Genomic DNA, 18669 nt, shown 5'->3' on the forward strand with positions numbered 1-18669 from the left:
AGTTGGTTAGAATACCGGCCTGTCACGCCGGGGGTCGCGGGTTCGAGTCCCGTCCACTCCGCCACTTATATTAAGCCCCAGTCGAAAGACTGGGGCTTTTTTCGTTTTGGTTCCCCGACTTACCTTAAACCCACTTTCGTATTGAAACCTTGCATCGAGAGGCCGGCTTCCCTCTGGCGATGCTTTCTAAGCCCTGTTATGAGTGAAGTGGAACTCAGTTTTGTGTGGTTTCTACTGAACCGGGTCCTAGTATCGAGCGCTAGTTCTCAGCCCTTGTGCTTACTTACCAAAGCTTCCTTTATTATTACCTGGAAAATTTATTCACTAGGTTATGTTATTTTCGGGGGAGATTTCTCTGCTTTAGATGTTTTGATTTAGCCATAGGCGCTTATTAATATAAACTCAGCGCATTTAAAACTTTCCAAACATGGATTTTGTTTTGTCGACCTATTTAAGCCAGTGTCTTAAAGTATATTCGCTACTTCTTCCCTCTAACCCTCTCCAACCTTCAAAGCCACCACTACGTACGTATAACGTGAGCGGTATAGGTGCTTTCATAGCTGTGTTTGCTGAGTAAGCAGTTCACCTGGCACATTGACTGAGGAAAAGTCTTCTTTCTGTGGACCTTCGTGTAAGTCACGATAGTTTTAATAATTATCTGGTACTTTTTATTCTAAAGGTGTACGCTTCACATCGAATATTTTTTCGACAGTAAATCATGTTATATCTCTTGTTTAAAAGCTTTGTAAGAAGGCTGAACTCCGTGCAAAAAACGCGATGAAGTGTTGCCCGGAGTCTTAAATTAATCTTCATCAGGTGTTTTATGCGTGAGTAACTTCGCTGAAGTTATACGCAGGCGTCTGTACACCTGATAAAAGAGAAGAGATGGCCGGTGATATTTCATCATCGGCCTTTTTGTATCTGTTAAGCAGCTACAAAGCATTATCCAGTATTGAAATAAGGGCCGGTATTGATCACCGGCCCTTTTTATTTGGTTAAAAGCATGAGTATTTTACAAGTTAAAAATTTGTCTTATCAGATCGCTGATAAGAGTTTATATAACAACGCGACATTTCGAATTAACGTGGGAGAGAAAATAGGTATCACTGGAGCGAATGGCGTTGGAAAAAGCACCTTATTAAAACTGCTTATTGGTGAATTATCTGCAGATAAGGGCTGCATTGACTGGTTACCAAACCTTGAGGTGGGGTATTTAGAGCAACATTTTAAGATGGATAATGCGCTGACGGTTTATGAATGCTTAAAGAGTGCTTTTGAGAACTTATACGCTGCCGAGCAGAAGCTTTGGACTTTGTATCAGGCGATGACCGAGTCTCACTCTACATCTCTTTTAAGCCAAGTCGCTCGGCTACAGGCATATTTAGAAGATGAAGACTTCTATGCAATTAATACCAAAATTGAACGAGTTGCTGTAGGTCTTGGTATTTATCAATTTGGCTTAGATACACCGCTTGTCTCGCTAAGTGGCGGTCAAAGACACAAAGTCCTTTTAGGCAGGTTGTTACTTCGCAACCCCGATGTGTTAATTCTTGATGAGCCGACAAACTATCTTGATGCTCCGCACATTGAATGGCTAGTCACGTTTCTCAATGATTACATTGGCACAGTTTTACTGGTTTCTCATGATGTTGATTTCCTTAATCAAGTAGCGACCAGTATTTGTGATATTGATTATCAAACGGTTCGAAAATACAGCGGTACTTATGTCAAAGCAATGCAGCAAAAGCAGCACGACGGTGCTTTATTAGAAAAGCAATATAAGGCTCAGCAAAGTGAAATTCGAAAGCTAGAGCAATTTATTGCCAAAAATGGTGCAGGAGTTAACGCGAGTCTTGCTAAAGGGCGTAAGAAAAAACTGGATAAAATCGAACGTATTCAACTGAATAATGTAGAGAAAGTATCGACGTTTGACTTTGCTTACCAGCCCATTGAGCAACCGAATGTGGTTGAGGCAAAAGCGTTGATGATCGGTTATCAGCAGCCTCTGCTTCCAGTATTTGATATCACGTTAGCGCGCGGGGAAAAGTTGGTTGTTGCTGGCTTTAACGGCGTGGGTAAGTCGACCTTACTTAAAACCCTGATGGGGGAGATCGAGCCACTCTCTGGTGAGGTGGTATTGGCAAAAGGTGCAATGATTGGTTATTTTTCTCAAGATTTGTCTTGGCGCCATCCTCAGAACACGCCTGAACAGGAGCTGTGCTCTTGTGCGCCAACAATCTCAAGCAAAGAGTCACGCAAGCTATTAGCTCGCTTTGGGATCTCGGGGGATAAGACGCAGCGCCACTTAGATACATTGAGCGGTGGTGAGCAAACTCGGGTGAAACTGTGTTGTTTATCGGTTCAGAAATGCAATGTTTTGCTGTTGGACGAACCAACAACACATTTGGATAGCAGCAGTAAAAATGCGCTTAAAGAGGCTCTCCAGCGCTTTTCCGGTAGCGTGATTGTGGTATCTCATGAGAAGGCATTTTTGCAATCTTGGCCTGATAGAGTTTTAGATATTTCGTTGCTCACTTGTGCTGAATCGGAAACAGAACAGGAGGTGGAGCTATGATGCAGTCCATGGTCCTATTTCTCGTTGCTTTTCTTGTTGGTGTTGATGAGTTGATGCTTGGATCTATTCTTGAACCCATCGGAAATGATTTAAGTGTTCAACCGAGTCAGGTTACCTTATTTATTACGGCATATAGTTTAGCCATAGCAATTTGCGCTCCTTACTTGGGCCGTTTATCAGACCGAGTTGGGCGTATTCGTATCATGGTGCCTGCTTGCTTTGTATTTGGGGTTGCGTCTATTACGACGGGCATAGTTCATGATTTTGAACTTGCTATTGCAACTCGAGTGATCACTGGTATTGCAAGTGCAGGCATGTTGCCAATTGCATTCGCGTTAGCGGGAGACGCGAAGGGTAATAGAGCGATGCGTCAAATTGTGATGGTTCAGGCGGGATTAACGCTAGGTATGATAACTAGCCCTGCGATCGGAGCATTGTTGACCCAGCTTTTATCATGGCGTGCCGCTTTTATTATTTTGGGCGTTGCGGCTCTTCTTGTCAGTGCTATGAGCGTAGTGTTCATGAATGACCAGCATGATGAGTCCAAAATGTCAGATGCTCTGCCACCTATAACAGGTGTAATTCATGTTCCTGGCGCGTTGAGGGCGATTTTAGCGATGTGTTTAGGTCTAGGGGGAGGTATTGGTGTATTTAACCTGATAGGCCTTCATATTCGAGATACCAGCGAGTTGGCGCTCGGTTGGGTGGGCGCTATTTATGCTGCTCTAGGGATCGTGAGTGTGGTTGGAAATATGTGCGTGGGGAGAGCTTGCCGTTGGCTTGGTAGCTCTCGAGCCGTTATGCGAGTGGCTTTAATGGTGTGCATACCTTGCAGTGCATGGGTGTTCTCAAATGAGATGAGTACGGTTACCGCTTATCTTCCAGCTCTAGTGCTCTGGTCTCTTGCTGGAGGGGTTGGTTCTCCGGCATTACAAGCACATATCGCAAGCTTATCTGATGAATATCGAGGTGTGTTAATGTCTTTTGGAATGAGTATGATGCACTTTGGTGTCGCGATTTGGTCTGCCTTGGCGGGCTTCGCGTATTCTGTAGGCAATGAATGGGTCGCTTTCGTGGCTTTCCTATTGTTTGGCTCAGCAGTAGTTATCTTAAAGCCAGTTGGTAATACTGAACAAAGTGAGCGTTATTCGTAGTGTTTTAGTAGATAAAGAAAAGCCGTTACCTAAAAAGGTAACGGCTTGTTCCAAATACTTTTTGAAAAACGGTCTTAGTTCATGCCGTATTTCTTAAGTTTCTTGCGAAGAGTACCGCGGTTGATACCCATCATAGTTGCTGCGCGAGTTTGGTTACCGCGAGTGTACTGCATGATAGTATCTAATAGTGGCTGTTCAACTTCAGCTAGAACTAATTCGTATAGTTCTGTTACTTCCTGGCCGTTTAGTTGAGCAAGGTAGTTTTTAAGAGACGCTTTAACAGAGTCACGTAAAGGCTTCTGAGTAATCTGGTCTTGTGACGTTACTGTAGTTACTGTTAATGCTTCTGAAGTCAGATTTTGTTCGAACATATTCGGTCTAGCTCTTCTCTTAATTATGATGCAACGTTATCAAAATAACCTTCTAACGCCTCAATTTGCAGCGGAGCTGCGTCGATAGCGTTGAAGGTACGGCGAAACTCACTTGCCTGTTCATGCTCTTTCAGGTACCACCCAACGTGCTTGCGCGCGATACGTGGACCTAAGAACTCCCCATAAAATTCATGCAGAGCATTTACATGACCAAGCATAATGGTTTTCACTTCCTCAGTTGGAAGTTCCTCCATTGTGGTGCCGTTTTCCAAATAGTGATGGATTTCCTGGAAAATCCAAGGACGACCCTGGGCAGGGCGTCCAATCATTAAAGCGTCCGCACCGGTGTACTCCAGTACAAATTTGGCTTTCTCCGGGCTATCGATATCACCGTTCGCGATAACCGGAATTGAAATCGCCTCTTTTACCGCTTTAATGCTGTCATATTCGGCCTCACCTTTGTACATACATGCTTTCGTTCTGCCATGCAGAGCAAGGGCTTGTATGCCGCAGTTTTCGGCTAATTTAGCGATCTGGACACAGTTCTTGTTGTCTGTATCCCAGCCAGTTCGAGTCTTTAACGTTACAGGAACGTCCACTGCATTCACGACCGCTTTCAAAATCTCTTCGATAATGTTTGGGTATTGAAGCAGAGCAGAGCCCGCTAGCTTCTTATTCACTTTTTTTGCCGGGCAGCCCATGTTGATGTCGATGATTTGTGCACCGTTCTCAACACTGAATTGAGCTGCGTCCGCCATAAGCTGTGGATCGGAACCCGCAATCTGTACAGAGCGAATGCCCGATTCGCCCTCGTGTACCATGCGCTGTTTCGACTTTGACGTTCCCCATAGTTTTGGGTTAGCAGACATCATTTCACTGACGGCCATTCCCGCACCATAGCGAAGACACAACTCGCGAAACGGTCTATCCGTTACACCAGCCATAGGGGCTACGATTAGATTGTTCTTAAGTTGATAGTTTCCGATTTTCAAAACGTCATCACAGTTCTGTACCAGCAAGGGCGCGCATTTTACGCATTTTTTCACTGCGTGAAAAGACTAATATTTGAGCATTTACAAATTGTTTTTTTAAATTGTATGAATTTCAAACAATTAGCTCTGAAAACCTTGTCTAGCCTTGCTTACGACCAGAGATGCGACACCATTCACTTTGCTCAACAATCGGGTCAATGTGAAGCTCGTCACGGTAATAGTTCGCAACATCTTCAGCTTGAGTGTCTAATACGCCGGACATAGCGAGGTCGCCATTTGGCTTAACTAGTCCTTTGATGATAGGTGCAAGTTCACGTAAAGGTCCCGCAAGGATGTTGGCCACAACGATGTCAGCGACGAGACCTTCAGGTTGATTTTGCGGTAAGTAAACTTCTAGTTTGTCTGCAACGCCATTACGCTCAGCATTGTCTTTTGAAGCAAGCAGGGCTTGAGGATCAATGTCGATCCCTATCACTTTTTCAGCGCCCAGTTTGATCGCTGCGATCGCAAGAATACCTGAGCCACAACCGAAGTCGATAACGGTCTTACCGCTTAAGTCCATGCTTTCTAGCCACTCAAGACAAAGTGCTGTTGTAGGGTGAGTACCCGTACCGAATGCAAGGCCTGGATCCAACATAACATTAACAGCGTCAGGATCTGGAATATCGCGCCAGCTTGGACAAATCCATAAGCGTTCACCAAATTTCATTGGGTGGAAGTTTTCCATCCATTCGCGTTCCCAGTCTTTATCTTCAAGCTGTTCTACTTTGTAAGCAAAATTGTCAGCCAGCATGTTGCTCGCTTTAACTTGGTCGATGATGAAGTTAGTGTCTGCTTCTGCATCATACAGTGCCAGAATATCAGTATCGCCCCATAAGCGAGTTTCGCCAGGTAGAGGTTCGAATACAGGTGTATCCTGCGCGTCTAAGAATGTAACAGACAGCGCGCCAGTCTCTTCCATTAGCATATCGCCGATTTGCTCAGCGTTTTCATTGGTCGCGTTGAGTTTGATTTGAATCCAAGGCATTGGTTTTTGCTCTTAAAGTGAATGAAGTGGCGCAGAGTTTACCAGAACTCTACGATTTGTTTGAGTATATACCCAAATAAGCCGATTTATATGTTGAGCCCTTCGCGTACATATAAAACAAAAATGCCCACGGGAGTGGGCATTTTTTAAGACGTTTGCTTAGGCTTATTGTAAGCCAAGCTTCTTCTCTAGGTAGTGGATGTTTGCACCACCGTGTTGGAAGTTTTCGTCATTCATAATGGAGAATTGCAGTGGCACGTTAGTTTTGATGCCTTCGATGATCATCTCACCCAGTGCGTTTTTCATACGTGCAATCGCTACATCACGGTTCTCACCGTAAGTGATCAGTTTACCAATCATTGAATCGTAATGAGGTGGAACTGTGTAGCCTGTGTAGATATGAGATTCCCAACGTACACCCATACCGCCAGGAGCGTGGAAACGCTCGATCTTACCCGGAGATGGTAGGAAGCGCTCAGGGTCTTCTGCGTTGATACGACACTCAATCGCATGGCCACGGATCTTAATATCATCTTGAGTGAATGACAGAGGCTGACCCGCTGCAACACGAAGCTGTTCTTTGATTAGGTCGATGCCAGTAACCATCTCTGTTACTGGGTGCTCTACCTGAATACGAGTGTTCATTTCGATGAAGTAGAACTCACCGTTCTCGTATAGGAATTCAAACGTACCTGCGCCGCGGTAACCGATCTCGATACATGCACGAGTACAGCGTTCACCGATGTACTTACGCATTTCTTCGGTGATACCAGGTGCTGGAGCTTCTTCCACTACTTTTTGGTGACGGCGTTGCATTGAACAGTCACGCTCACCAAGGTGGATTGCGCCGCCTTGACCGTCAGCAATAACCTGAACTTCAACGTGACGAGGGTTTTCTAGGAATTTCTCCATGTAAACCATGTCATTGTTGAACGCCGCTTTTGCTTCAGCACGTGTCATTGCAATGGCTTGGATAAGGTCTTTCTCTGCGCGAACAACACGCATACCACGACCGCCGCCGCCACCAGAGGCTTTGATGATTACTGGGTAACCAATGCGCTTAGCAAATGCTTTGTTTTTCTCTTCGTCATTGTCTAGAGGGCCGTCAGAACCCGGTACACAAGGAACGCCTGCTTTCTTCATTGCATTGATAGCAGATACTTTATCGCCCATTAGGCGGATAGTGTCTGCCTTTGGACCAACGAAGATGAAACCACTGCGCTCAACTTGCTCTGCGAAGTCTGCGTTCTCAGACAGGAAGCCGTAACCTGGGTGGATAGCCACAGCACCAGTCACTTCTGCTGCAGAAATGATGCGTGGAATGTTTAGGTAGCTGTCGATACCACGAGCAGGGCCGATACATACGGTTTCGTCTGCGAGTAGTACGTGCTTAAGATCGCGGTCCGCTGTTGAGTGAACAGCGACGGTCTTAATACCTAATTCTTTACAAGCGCGAAGAATACGAAGTGCAATTTCACCTCGGTTCGCGATGACTACTTTGTCTAGCATAAGGCAAGCCCCGCTTATTCGATTACAACAAGAGGTTGGTCGAATTCAACTGGTTGGCCGTCTTCAGCTAGGATTGCTGTAACAACGCCAGATTTGTCCGCTTCGATTTGGTTCATCATTTTCATTGCTTCAACAATACACAGAGTATCGCCAGCATTTACTTTCTGACCCACTTCTACGAATGCTTTAGAGTCTGGGCTTGGAGAGCGGTAGAAAGTACCAACCATTGGAGAAAGAACTTGGTGACCTACAGGTGTTGCTGCTGGAGCTTCTGCTGCTGGCGCTTCCGCTACTGGTGCCGCTGCTACTGGAGCAGGTGCCGCCGCTGGAGCTGCTGCGTAGTGAATTGGTGCTTGAGGGGCTGCAGTGCCATGACGGCTGATGCGCACTGACTCTTCACCTTCAGAGATCTCTAGCTCAGCAATGCCAGACTCTTCAACTAACTCAATTAGCTTCTTGATTTTACGAATATCCATCTTTTCTTTCTCTTTTATCTTGTGATTAAGACAACCCTCGTAGGGTTGCAGAGTGTTAGGGTTACTTTGCCTGTAGCTTATTGATCGCTGCAGACAGAGCAAATTCATAACCTTGTGCGCCTAAACCGCAAATCACACCCTCTGCTTTATCTGACAGATAAGAGTGATGACGGAATGGTTCACGTGCGTGCACATTTGATAAGTGCACCTCAATAAATGGGATGGCGACGCCAAGTAATGCATCTCGCAGCGCCACACTCGTATGAGTGAAAGCCGCTGGATTGATGATGATGAAGTCAATCTTGCCATAGGCAGCGTGAATGGCTTCAATCAGTTCGTACTCACGATTTGATTGTAGGTGTTCCAGTTCTACCCCAGCGTTATGGGCTTGCTCTGTAAGAGTATCCACAACTTGAGCTAAGGTACTGTGACCATAGTGTGTCGGTTCGCGCAGACCCAATAGATTAAGATTTGGTCCGTTTAGAACAAGAATCCGTGACTTTGCAGACATTGTGTTGCTATCTTCCCTTATCGTGAGTGGAACGTTTATATTCCCAAATATACGATAGTTCAGCACGATTTTTTTGTTAAAACCGAGCAAATTTTAAAAAATCGACCAAGATTATAGCTAATTCATAGCAATTAGCAGCAATTTACTGGTCTAATCTCCTAATAGCCACTCTCGTTTCTGTAACCAAGTTAACAAAAACAACATAATTGCCATATTTTTTGTGTGGCCAATTTGTGCACTAAAGCAAAAAACCGCCATGAGTGATGGCGGTTTTTAAAGTGCTTTTAAAACAGTTGGTTGAATTTATGCCAATTCTGCTTTCTCTGCGATAAGTTTATCTACAACGCTCGGATCGGCAAGCGTTGATGTGTCTCCGAGGTTGCTGGTATCACCCGTTGCAATTTTACGCAGGATTCGACGCATGATCTTACCAGAACGAGTCTTCGGTAAGGAATCCGTCCAGTGCAGTACATCTGGTGTTGCAATTGGACCAATCTCTTTACGCACCCAATCTTTTACTTCTTTGTGTAGCTCTGCTGACGGGAATTCACCATCGTTCAAGGTAATGTAAGCGTAGATAGCTTGGCCTTTGATATCATGCGGAATGCCCACAATAGCGGCCTCAGCAATTTTATGATGTGCGACAAGAGCCGATTCTATTTCAGCGGTACCCATGCGGTGACCCGACACGTTTAGTACGTCATCAACACGGCCCGTGATCCAGTAGTAACCGTCTTCGTCACGACGAGCTCCATCACTAGTAAAGTACATTCCCTTGAAGGTTGAGAAGTAGGTCTGTTCAAAGCGCTCGTGGTCGCCATAAACAGTGCGCATCTGACCTGGCCATGAATCAAGGATCACCAAGTTACCTTCTGCTGCGGTTTCTTCAATGATGTTGCCCATGTTATCAACCAGTGCAGGTTGGACTCCGAAGAATGGTCGAGTTGCTGAGCCTGGTTTTAAGTCTGTTGCGCCTGGTAGTGGTGCAATTAAGATACCGCCGGTCTCTGTTTGCCACCAAGTATCAACGATAGGCGAGCTCTCGTTACCAATCGTTTTGTAGTACCACTCCCACGCTTCAGGGTTGATAGGCTCACCTACTGAACCCATTACACGTAAGCTTGAACGAGATGTCCCTGCTACCGCTTCGTTACCTTTTGCCATTAGTGCACGAATAGCGGTTGGCGCAGTGTAGAGAATGTTCACTTGGTGCTTATCAACCACTTCACTCATACGAGCCGTGCTTGGGTAGTTTGGAACACCTTCAAACAGAATGGTTTTGGCCCCGTTCGCTAGTGGACCATAAATTAGGTAAGTATGGCCTGTAATCCAGCCCACATCCGCGGTACACCAGAAGGTTTCACCTGGTTGATAATCGAAGACATATTTAAAGGTCATTGCCGCGTAGACGAGGTAACCGCCTGTAGTATGTAGTACGCCTTTAGGTTTACCTGTCGAGCCAGATGTGTAGAGGATGAACAGCGGGTCTTCGGCTTTCATCTCTTCTGGTGGGCAAACGTCAGAAACGTTGGCTGTTGCTTCGTGCCACCAAACATCACGGTGTTCATGCCATTCAACATCACCACCTGTACGTTTAAGCACGACGACTTTATTGATGGTTTTTACGTCTGGGTTGGTTAGTGCTTCATCCACGTTCTTTTTCAGTGGAACAGCGCGTCCGCCACGTACGCCTTCGTCAGCGGTGATCACGACTTTAGCGTCAGAGTCGATGATACGGCCGGATAGTGCTTCTGGTGAGAAACCGCCAAATACTACGGTGTGAACCGCACCAATACGGGTACAAGCGAGCATCGCCACTGCGGCTTCTGGCACCATTGGCATGTATAGACACACCACGTCGCCCTTGCGTACGCCTTGCTCTTTCAATGCGTTGGAGAATTTACACACTTCTTTGTGTAGTTCGTTGAAAGTGAGTGTTTTGTCGTCGGCTGGATCATCGCCTTCCCAAATGATGGCGACGTCGTCCCCGTGTTCTGCGAGATGACGGTCAATACAGTTAGCCGAGACGTTCAGTGTGCCATCTTCAAACCAGCGAATATCAACATGGCCAGTGTCGAAAGAAGTGCTTTTTACTTTGGTGAAAGGTTTGATCCAATCAACGATTTTGCCGTGTTCGTTCCAGAAGCCCTCTGGATCGGTTACCGACTGCTGATACATGGCTAAGTAAGTATCATTATCCGCGTGTGTATGAGTTTTAATATTTTCTTTTACCGGATAAACGTGGGCTTCGCTCATGGCTTCTCTCCTTGTGCCTTATTTCTCGGCCTTACACCAATCTAGATAAGATTTTGAATATATTTTTGTAGGGCTGTTTTTTGGTTCTAAATAACGTGGTCGTGGTAATGACGACGTTGTGCTTATAACTGTCAGTCACCGCGCGTATTTCCACAATTAGACTTTAGGATGAGAGTGATGGAAGCGCCGGGAAATCGCTGAAACAAAAGTATTTCTGGGAGCTAGGTCAACTGATTTTTATGTATACGGCGCGGTTAGGTTGGGTAAATCGCCTTTCGTTAAGCGGACAAAGACCAAAGCGGCAGAAATCGCGTCTTGCAAGGCGTCGTGTTTGTCTTGGATAGGAAGTTCGAGGTGTTTACAAATGGCATCCAGACTTAAGTCGAAATAGGCATTCGGCAAATGTCGTTCCAACTTATCGTGATAAATCTGACTGACCTCGATAAGTGGGTTAGGAAGTGGGAAGCCAAGTTGCCGCAGACAAGCAAGGTCTAAGATCTTTTTATCGTAACGAATGTGATAGCCCACAAGTGGTCGGTTGCCGATAAAGTCGAGCAGCTCGAGCAGCGCCTCTTTTTCACTGATGCCATCGACTAAGTCTTGGTGGCGAATTCGATGGATCTTGACCGAGCCAGAGTCGAGCGATTGCGGCGCGCGTAAGCGGACTTCAAATGGTTGACTGGTGATGATGCGGTTGTCGATGATCTTGGTGGCAGCAATAGTCACCAGCTCGGCGCGATTTGGGTCAAGGCTGGTGGTTTCGCAGTCAAGAGAGACGTATTCTGTTTTATCTGGCGTGCAAAACAGCGTCTGATAAGGCGAACCTTTCAATTTGTAATGCCAGTATTTGCGTTGTAACCAGTTCATTGCTTACGCCTCTGTGATTTATGAAAATCAGGGTTAATCACGAATTTGATAATGGAAGCCTAAAAATTGCTTAAATTTCTTCACCACATGTAAGCTGTGGCGAAGCAAATCACGCTCAGTTCTATCCAGTTGTTTAATATCAATGTTATTCAACGCTTCTTGCTTTTTGAGTTGCTGATTGAGGCGAAGTTTAAAGAACAATTTCAGTGCTTCGTTGAGATTATCTGCCGTTTCGGATTCTAAGATGCGCTTATTTCTCAGAGCTTCAATGCGCTCAAACGTGTTCTTCTCCTCAATGGCATATTCCAAAGACAAGGTGCGAATGCCGTGTACAATTGGGAAAATACCGCCGCGTTTAATGTCCAATCCGTCTTTAGCACTTTTTACGTTGCCAAATAGAGTTAGGGGCACAGAAAACTGCAAGGCAGGGCGAGTAAAATCAGACAATATCAACATGCGATCTTTCATTGTGTCACGAAGATGCGCCGCAATTGGAGCCAGCAGCTCGCAATTCCCAGCAACAGCATGGGCGTCACTGAAAATGGCTAAGTCCATGATTTGTTCTGGTTCGGCTTTAGCTATCCAGTGGTTTAGGGTGCTTATCCATTCTTGCTGTGTTTTGACCCACTTCGGGTTGTTAACCATCACTTTGCCAAGGCAAAGTGGATAACCGAGCTGTTGTAGGGTGTGTGTGAAGGATTGCATCACTTGTTCGCAATGAGGCCATTCCAGACCATCTTGAATAATCAGGGCATTGTCTTGATCAGTTTTGAGAATTTGCTCTCCTCGGCCTTCAGAGCCGAGTACGATCAAGCAACAATGGTCGTGCAAGGCTGGTGGTATCACTAACTCGAACGCTTTCTCGATAATTTGTTCGTTTACGGCTGAGATAAGCTCCATGATGAAGCGAGTGCGGATGCCGTTTTTCAATAAGCTCTCGACCAATTGACGTTGGCGGTTTGAGGCCAAAGCGAGCTCTTCCACGCTGCTTGCTCGAGCAATACTGAGCGTTAACACGTGAGAGTGGGTTGAGAATGCGCTGAGAATTTGGGTCATATCCAGCATGCCGACAGCTCTGTTGCCTTCACATACCATGAGGCGTTTCATTCTATTTCTGGTCATTGTGATCATGGCGTTGAATAGAAAGTCTCCATCATCAACGTGATAAACAGGAAAGCTCGCGATCTCACCCACTGGTGTGTCGAGCGCGCAACCATCTATCATCACAGAATGCAGCATATTAGTACGAGTCACTATTGCGTACGGGTGGGCTGATGGCCATTTTTCCAATCGTGGATCATCGCCATGGAGTTGAACCAATGCAGCGTCAATCCCATTTTCTTTTAAGGAACGTGTTACCTCGTTAATTGGTGTATTTGGTTCAAGGATCATCGGTGGGTGATAAATGCTGCGGTCAACTTTAGTGAGAATAAACTCCGCTAAGTTTTGCTGTTGATGGGCCGCTTCGATGAGCTCTTGCCGTTTCGATAAATTGTTATCGAAATAGGCTGCAAACTGGCCATTTTCGTTGTAAAGGGCAAGGAAAATTTCTTTCGGCAGTAGGTAAGAGAGCGTGTCCTCAAGCGCGATGTAGTGATGACGTACCTTGTCTTCAAGTAACGAGCGTACATCGAACATATCGTCGTTGGCATAATGTGCGAACACTTCCTGTTGATCGTTGGAGCGCTCTTCTACCGCGCCTTTGATCAGAATATGTAAGTGGGGGTTCTTCTGTCCGCAGGATAAAATAACATCTCGAGCTCGATAGTAGGCGACGTCCAGAGAGGATCGCAGTCGCGTTTGTTGTGCTTCAGTTAAGCGATCGAACGGTGGAGATTGCATGTTAAATTTGTCAGGCATGAGAACACCCAATAATGATGGAAGGAACACTCTCTAAGTCTGACAAATTTCTTACCGGAAGCCAGACGACTTTGGTCTAAATTACGATGTTTTCGCTTGAAGATGCCAAATGTCGCAAAGTTAGTATTCCATCGAGGAAACGATAAGTTTCTTATTCTTCCCTTTTTATAATACGCATGGCGATCCATAATTCCCGGCTCGAACGTTGGTGTTCCCGTTTTAGGATATTAGTAATGTTGAAACCTTCTCCGTATGGCTGGATTTCCCAGTACTTTCTCGGATTCTTCTTTGCGTATGGCGTGTATCTGCCATTTTGGTCACTTTGGTTTAAGGATCAGGGCGTATCTTCGACAGATATCGGTTTGCTGGTCGGGTTAGGCCTTGCGACACGTTGTGTTGCCAATATCGTGATCACCCCACGAGTACACAAAGTCGAACATCTTATGCCTGCTTTACGTTGGTTGAGTTTCGCTGCCCTCCTTTTTGTTGGATTTCACTTTTTTACGGGTGGTAGCTTTTGGTTAATGGCACTAGCGACAGTGTTGTTCAATCTTTGTTGTGGACCGATTATTCCGTTGTCGGACGCGATGGCAAATTACTACGCTCGCCTGAAAATGCTCGATTATGGCCGCACGCGGCTATGGGGTTCGATCGCCTTTATCGCAGGCTCGACGGCAGTGGGCTACCTGGTGGCTGAATTTGGCTCCGATATGATCTTGTATACTGCGATGTTCGGCGTGTTTATCTCGTTGCTGTTTGCTATGCGACCGACTAACCCAATGCCTGTAACGCACGGTGGGCAAAGCGCAGAACGTCCAAAGCTGACCGCTCTTTTGACCGACAAGCCGATACTAAAATTCTTAGTGTTGGTGTCACTAATTCAGGGCAGTCATGCGGCTTACTACGGCTTTAGTGCGATTCACTGGAAGGCCGCTGGTCACTCGGAAGATGTCATTGGCTACTTGTGGAGCTTAGGAGTAGCCGCAGAAGTGGCAGTGTTTGCACTGAGTAAGCGTTTATTCGTAGGTTGGTCAATACGCGCGCTGTTTATTGCTGCTGCCGTTGGTGTAATGATGCGTTGGGGTATTACGGCGTCGACAACATCAATTATTGCTTTGGTGATTGTTCAACTACTACATGGTGTGACTTTCGCTACCGCACACATTGCCGCGATCCAATATATCCAAAACTCCGAAGAAAATAAGATCGTAGCGTTGCAAGCGTTGTATAACGCGATTCCGTTGGGCGCATTTATCGCGTTAATGACCGTATTGAGTGGTTGGGGTTATGAGCACTGGGGACCGCTTGTGTTCTGGGGCATGGCCGCGATGGGGTTATTGGCTCTGTTCATCAAGCTTGATTCACAAGACCCACATCAGGTGGTTGATGTATCAGACAAGCCACTTGAAACACAGAATTAGACTTATGTAACAAAGGTTAAAAACTAAGCTTTGTCTCCGTTATCAAAGCGGTGTTAAATGAAACCTCTCCCTCATGGAGAGGTTTTTTTATTCTCTTGCTTTAAAAGTAGCAAGAAAGGCAAGAAAGGATATCGGATGCAAGGATGGCTGGTGGTTCCCGTTTCTTTAGCGTATTTGGGAGCTTTATTTATCATCGCGTGGTACGGCGACATTCAGAAAAGGTGGCTAGCGCGCTGGCGGCCTTGGATTTATAGTCTTTCCATTGCGGTGTACTGTACATCATGGACCTTCTACGGCACGGTCGGGCAGGCCAGCAGTAATCCTTGGTCTTTCTTGCCCATCTATATTGCCCCCATTTTAGTGTTTACCATCGGATGGCGCGTTTTAGCTCGGCTTATTTTGATTGCTAAACGGGAACACATCACGTCGATTGCTGACTTTATCGGAGCACGCTACGGTAAATCCCAAGGTTTGGCCGTGGTTGTTACGCTCATAGCGGTTGCGGGAATTTTGCCGTACATCGCTTTACAGCTGCGTGGTATCACTATGGGGCTTGAAATTATTGCTCCGGAGCTGGCTACTGATTTTGGTTATCAAAACGATAGCGTGTCGTGGTTTGTTGTGGTCGCATTGGCGATTTTTACGATGCTATTCGGTACCCGCCACATTGATAACACGGAACACCATCGTGGGATGATGATGGCAATTGCCTTCGAATCCATTATCAAACTGCTGGCTTTTTTAGTGGTTGGTGTCTTCATTGTTTGGTTGGCGATGAACTCCGAGAATTTGAGCTTAATTGATGTTGCCGCACAGACGTATCAGTCACCAAATATCCCGACTATATTGATTCATACTGTACTGACCATGCTGGCGATAGTTTGCCTTCCGCGACAATTCCATACGATGGTGGTGGAAAATGAACGTGCTCAAGATTTGCATGTGGCTCGTTGGTTGTTCCCCATTTATCTGATCTTAATGGGGATTTTTGTCTTACCTATTGCGTGGGTAGGGCAAGGTCTCTTGAGTGGCGCTTCGCCTGATACTTATGTCATCAGTGTGCCGATGTCGGTAGGGGCGAGTGAAATCGCCTTGCTTGCGTTTTTAGGCGGTACTTCAGCGGCAAGTGGCATGGTTATCGTATCGACGATTGCCTTAGCGATCATGGTCTCGAATGACTTGGTTATGCCATTGCTATTGCGTCGCATGCGACTGACGCAGCGTAACCATCACCATTTTTCTGAATTATTACTGCGGATCCGCCGTGGTTTGATATTAGTTTTGTTGATTGGCGCGTGGTGTTTCTATCAAGCGTTGGACACTATTCATTCACTTTCTGCTATCGGCTTTCTCTCGTTCGCGGCTATCACGCAATTCGCTCCTGCGCTGGTTGGCGGTATGTATTGGCGTCAAGGGAATAAGAAAGGTGTGTATGTTGGCCTCGCGGTGGGTTTTGCTACCTGGTTGATTACGTTAATGAGCCAAACAGACATGCTTGCCGGAGACGCCAGTAATAACTTCCTGATCTGGTTGATTACGCCACCAGAGGTATTGGCTAGCTTTGATATCGCGATTTCAGATTGGGGGATGATCCTCAGCGTGGTCGCTAATGCAGTGTGTTTTGTTGTGGTTTCTATGGCTACCCGACCAAGCCTAAGTGAGCGCTTACAATCGGCATCATTCGTTGGTACACCGTTGCCTGAAAGCGAAAATATGAGTCTGTACCAGAGCCGCGTTACGGTTGCAGAACTGGAAATGCTAGCATCCAGATTTGTAGGACGAACGCGAGTTAAAGCGGCGTTTCAAGCCTACTGGAGCCAGCAACGAGAAGAGTTGATGCCGAATCAACAAGCGCCATCTTCTCTGATTCGGCATACGGAGCGTGTGCTAGCAGGGGTATTTGGAGCATCTTCTGCTAAGTTAGTACTTACTTCCGCTCTGCAAGGAAGAAACATGCAGCTTGAAGAGGTGGCGACTATCGTCGATGAAGCCTCTGAACTGTACGATTTTAGTCGGGGTTTACTCCAAGGCGCGATTGAGCATATTGGACAAGGTATTGCGGTCGTCGATAAGCAACTACGCTTGGTAGCGTGGAACCAACGCTATTTAGAACTCTTTGAATTTCCGCCAGGCCTGATTCAAGTAGGTCGACCGATTGCGGATGTGATTCGGCACAATGCAGAGCAGGGGTTGTGTGGCCCTGGTGACCCTGATGACCACGTTCGTCGCCGTGTTTATCACCTTGAGCAAGGGACTCGGCACACCTCTTCTCGGGTTCGTCCCGATGGTCGCGTGATAGAGGTGCAAGGTAACCCAATGCCAGGTGGTGGCTTTGTGATGAGCTTTACCGACATCACCGTATTCCGTGATGCAGAGCAAGCACTGAAAGACGCCAACGAGACATTGGAAGAAAGGGTACGTCTGCGGACTCGAGAATTAGAACAACTCAACAAGCAGCTGGTGGAAGCGACGCAGCGCTCTGATTTGGAATCGAAGTCCAAATCACGGTTCTTGGCGGCAGTAAGCCATGACTTGATGCAACCGCTCAACGCGGCGCGTCTATTCGCATCTTCACTATCGGAAGTCGCCAAAGACAGCGAAGCCAAAAAGCTGTCAGCACACATTGAAAGTGCTTTAGAGGCTGCCGAAGACTTAATTGGAGATTTGCTGGATATCTCGCGTTTGGAATCGGGCAAGTTGGAAGTCAACGTGCATGGCTTTGCGTTAAATGATGTGTTATCGAATTTGAATGCTGAGTTTAGTGCGTTAGCCAAACAGCAAGGTATAGAGTTCACCATGATTCCGTCCTCACTCATGGTTAAGTCGGATCCCAAACTGCTGCGCCGTGTGGTGCAAAACTTCCTGACCAATGCGTTTCGTTATAACCCGAATGGCAAAGTCGCACTCGGTGTTCGCCGCGTGAAAGGGCGAGTGCGTATTGATGTATGGGATAATGGAGTGGGGATTGAAGAAGAGAAGCAGCAAGAGATTTTTGAAGAGTTTAATCGCGGAACTCAAGTTCGTTCCGACCAAGGTCTCGGACTTGGTTTGGCGATTTCGAAAGGAATTGCTCAGGTACTTGGGCATGAAATTTCGATGCGCTCTTGGGTTGGAAAAGGCAGTGTTTTTTCCATCACCCTAGATAAAGCTGATCATGTTCAGCCTCATCCAGTTCACGTGGCGATGAATAAGCAATCTGAACTTGGTCATCTGAGAATCCTATGTGTCGATAATGAGCCTGACATTCTAGTCGGCATGGAAAACTTACTTTCCCGATGGGGTTGCGATACACGAGTTGCGATTGATTTAGTTGAAAGTCTACAAGCGCTTGAGGATGGTTGGATTCCGGATGTAATTTTCTCCGATTACCGACTTGATGATGGTCGTACTGGTTTAGAAGTGCTACAGCAATGCCGCCTGAGATTAGGCCACAGCTTTGAAGGCGTCATCATCAGTGCAGATCGTACCGATGATATGCTTGATGGCATCAAAGCAAATGGGTTCAGCTTTATTGCTAAGCCAGTTAAGCCGCTTAAGTTGCGTTCGGTGCTCAATCGAGTCGCTTAGGATTGGAGTGTTTGAAAAATCGCTATAAAAGAGACCTCCGAATGGAGGTCTCGATGTTTGTAATCTTAGTTGATAGGCTGAGT

13 protein-coding genes are annotated in these 18669 nt (G+C 46.3%); 4 read left to right on the plus strand and 9 right to left on the minus strand.

Features of this window, described 5'->3' with window-relative positions:
- The first annotated feature begins 1003 nt into the window (after window positions 1–1003).
- Together R7P80_RS26965 and R7P80_RS26970 are read left to right on the plus strand one after the other, a co-directional pair.
- Complete coding sequence (locus tag R7P80_RS26965; protein WP_064354390.1) at window positions 1004–2575, plus strand: ABC-F family ATP-binding cassette domain-containing protein; 1572 nt, start codon at window positions 1004–1006, stop codon at window positions 2573–2575.
- Entirely contained in the window at window positions 2572–3729 is a 1158-nt protein-coding gene (locus R7P80_RS26970) for an MFS transporter (protein WP_225492140.1), read from the plus strand. Before R7P80_RS26965 ends, R7P80_RS26970 begins: the two co-directional genes overlap by 4 nt.
- Before the next feature lie 74 nt (window positions 3730–3803).
- On the opposite strand, the gene fis is transcribed toward R7P80_RS26970, so the two are convergent.
- The 9 genes from fis to R7P80_RS27015 all read right to left on the minus strand — a co-directional run bounded on the left by fis (window position 3804) and on the right by R7P80_RS27015 (window position 13598).
- A complete protein-coding gene (gene fis, locus R7P80_RS26975) occupies window positions 3804–4100 on the minus strand; it encodes a DNA-binding transcriptional regulator Fis (protein WP_000462885.1) in 297 nt (98 codons plus the stop codon).
- A gap of 23 nt (window positions 4101–4123) precedes the next feature.
- Window positions 4124–5092, minus strand: coding sequence for a tRNA dihydrouridine synthase DusB (gene dusB, locus R7P80_RS26980; RefSeq protein ID WP_005382505.1), 969 nt, complete (start codon window positions 5090–5092; stop codon window positions 4124–4126).
- A gap of 139 nt (window positions 5093–5231) precedes the next feature.
- A complete protein-coding gene (gene prmA / locus R7P80_RS26985; RefSeq protein WP_065274944.1) occupies window positions 5232–6119 on the minus strand; it encodes a 50S ribosomal protein L11 methyltransferase in 888 nt (295 codons plus the stop codon).
- A 165-nt stretch (window positions 6120–6284) separates the two neighbouring features.
- On the minus strand, window positions 6285–7628 hold the full coding sequence (accC, locus tag R7P80_RS26990) for an acetyl-CoA carboxylase biotin carboxylase subunit (protein WP_005382509.1): 1344 nt from the start codon (window positions 7626–7628) through the stop codon (window positions 6285–6287).
- 14 nt (window positions 7629–7642) lie between these two features.
- A complete protein-coding gene (gene accB / locus R7P80_RS26995; RefSeq protein WP_025768820.1) occupies window positions 7643–8104 on the minus strand; it encodes an acetyl-CoA carboxylase biotin carboxyl carrier protein in 462 nt (153 codons plus the stop codon).
- A 61-nt stretch (window positions 8105–8165) separates the two neighbouring features.
- Window positions 8166–8615 carry a type II 3-dehydroquinate dehydratase gene (gene aroQ / locus R7P80_RS27000; protein ID WP_005382360.1) on the minus strand — a complete coding sequence of 150 codons (450 nt, stop codon included), beginning with the start codon at window positions 8613–8615 and terminating at the stop codon, window positions 8166–8168.
- A 303-nt stretch (window positions 8616–8918) separates the two neighbouring features.
- The gene (acs, locus tag R7P80_RS27005; protein WP_005386359.1) at window positions 8919–10871 is read right to left on the minus strand and encodes an acetate--CoA ligase; all 1953 of its coding nucleotides are present in this window, start codon (window positions 10869–10871) and stop codon (window positions 8919–8921) included.
- A gap of 237 nt (window positions 10872–11108) precedes the next feature.
- Entirely contained in the window at window positions 11109–11738 is a 630-nt protein-coding gene (locus R7P80_RS27010; protein ID WP_225492142.1) for a 3'-5' exonuclease, read from the minus strand.
- 33 nt (window positions 11739–11771) lie between these two features.
- On the minus strand, window positions 11772–13598 hold the full coding sequence (locus tag R7P80_RS27015) for a DUF294 nucleotidyltransferase-like domain-containing protein (protein ID WP_017821769.1): 1827 nt from the start codon (window positions 13596–13598) through the stop codon (window positions 11772–11774).
- Between the two features lie 233 nt (window positions 13599–13831).
- Here R7P80_RS27015 and R7P80_RS27020 point away from each other — a divergent pair, with 233 nt between their 5' ends.
- A complete protein-coding gene (locus tag R7P80_RS27020; protein ID WP_005382367.1) occupies window positions 13832–15019 on the plus strand; it encodes a 3-phenylpropionate MFS transporter in 1188 nt (395 codons plus the stop codon).
- Window positions 15020–15154: 135 nt separating this feature from the next.
- A complete protein-coding gene (locus R7P80_RS27025; protein WP_025768816.1) occupies window positions 15155–18586 on the plus strand; it encodes a PAS-domain containing protein in 3432 nt (1143 codons plus the stop codon).
- Window positions 18587–18669: the final 83 nt, after the last annotated feature.

Origin of the sequence: Vibrio sp. 2092, from assembly GCF_033339635.1 — a bacterium.
Lineage (GTDB): Bacteria > Pseudomonadota > Gammaproteobacteria > Enterobacterales > Vibrionaceae > Vibrio > Vibrio alginolyticus.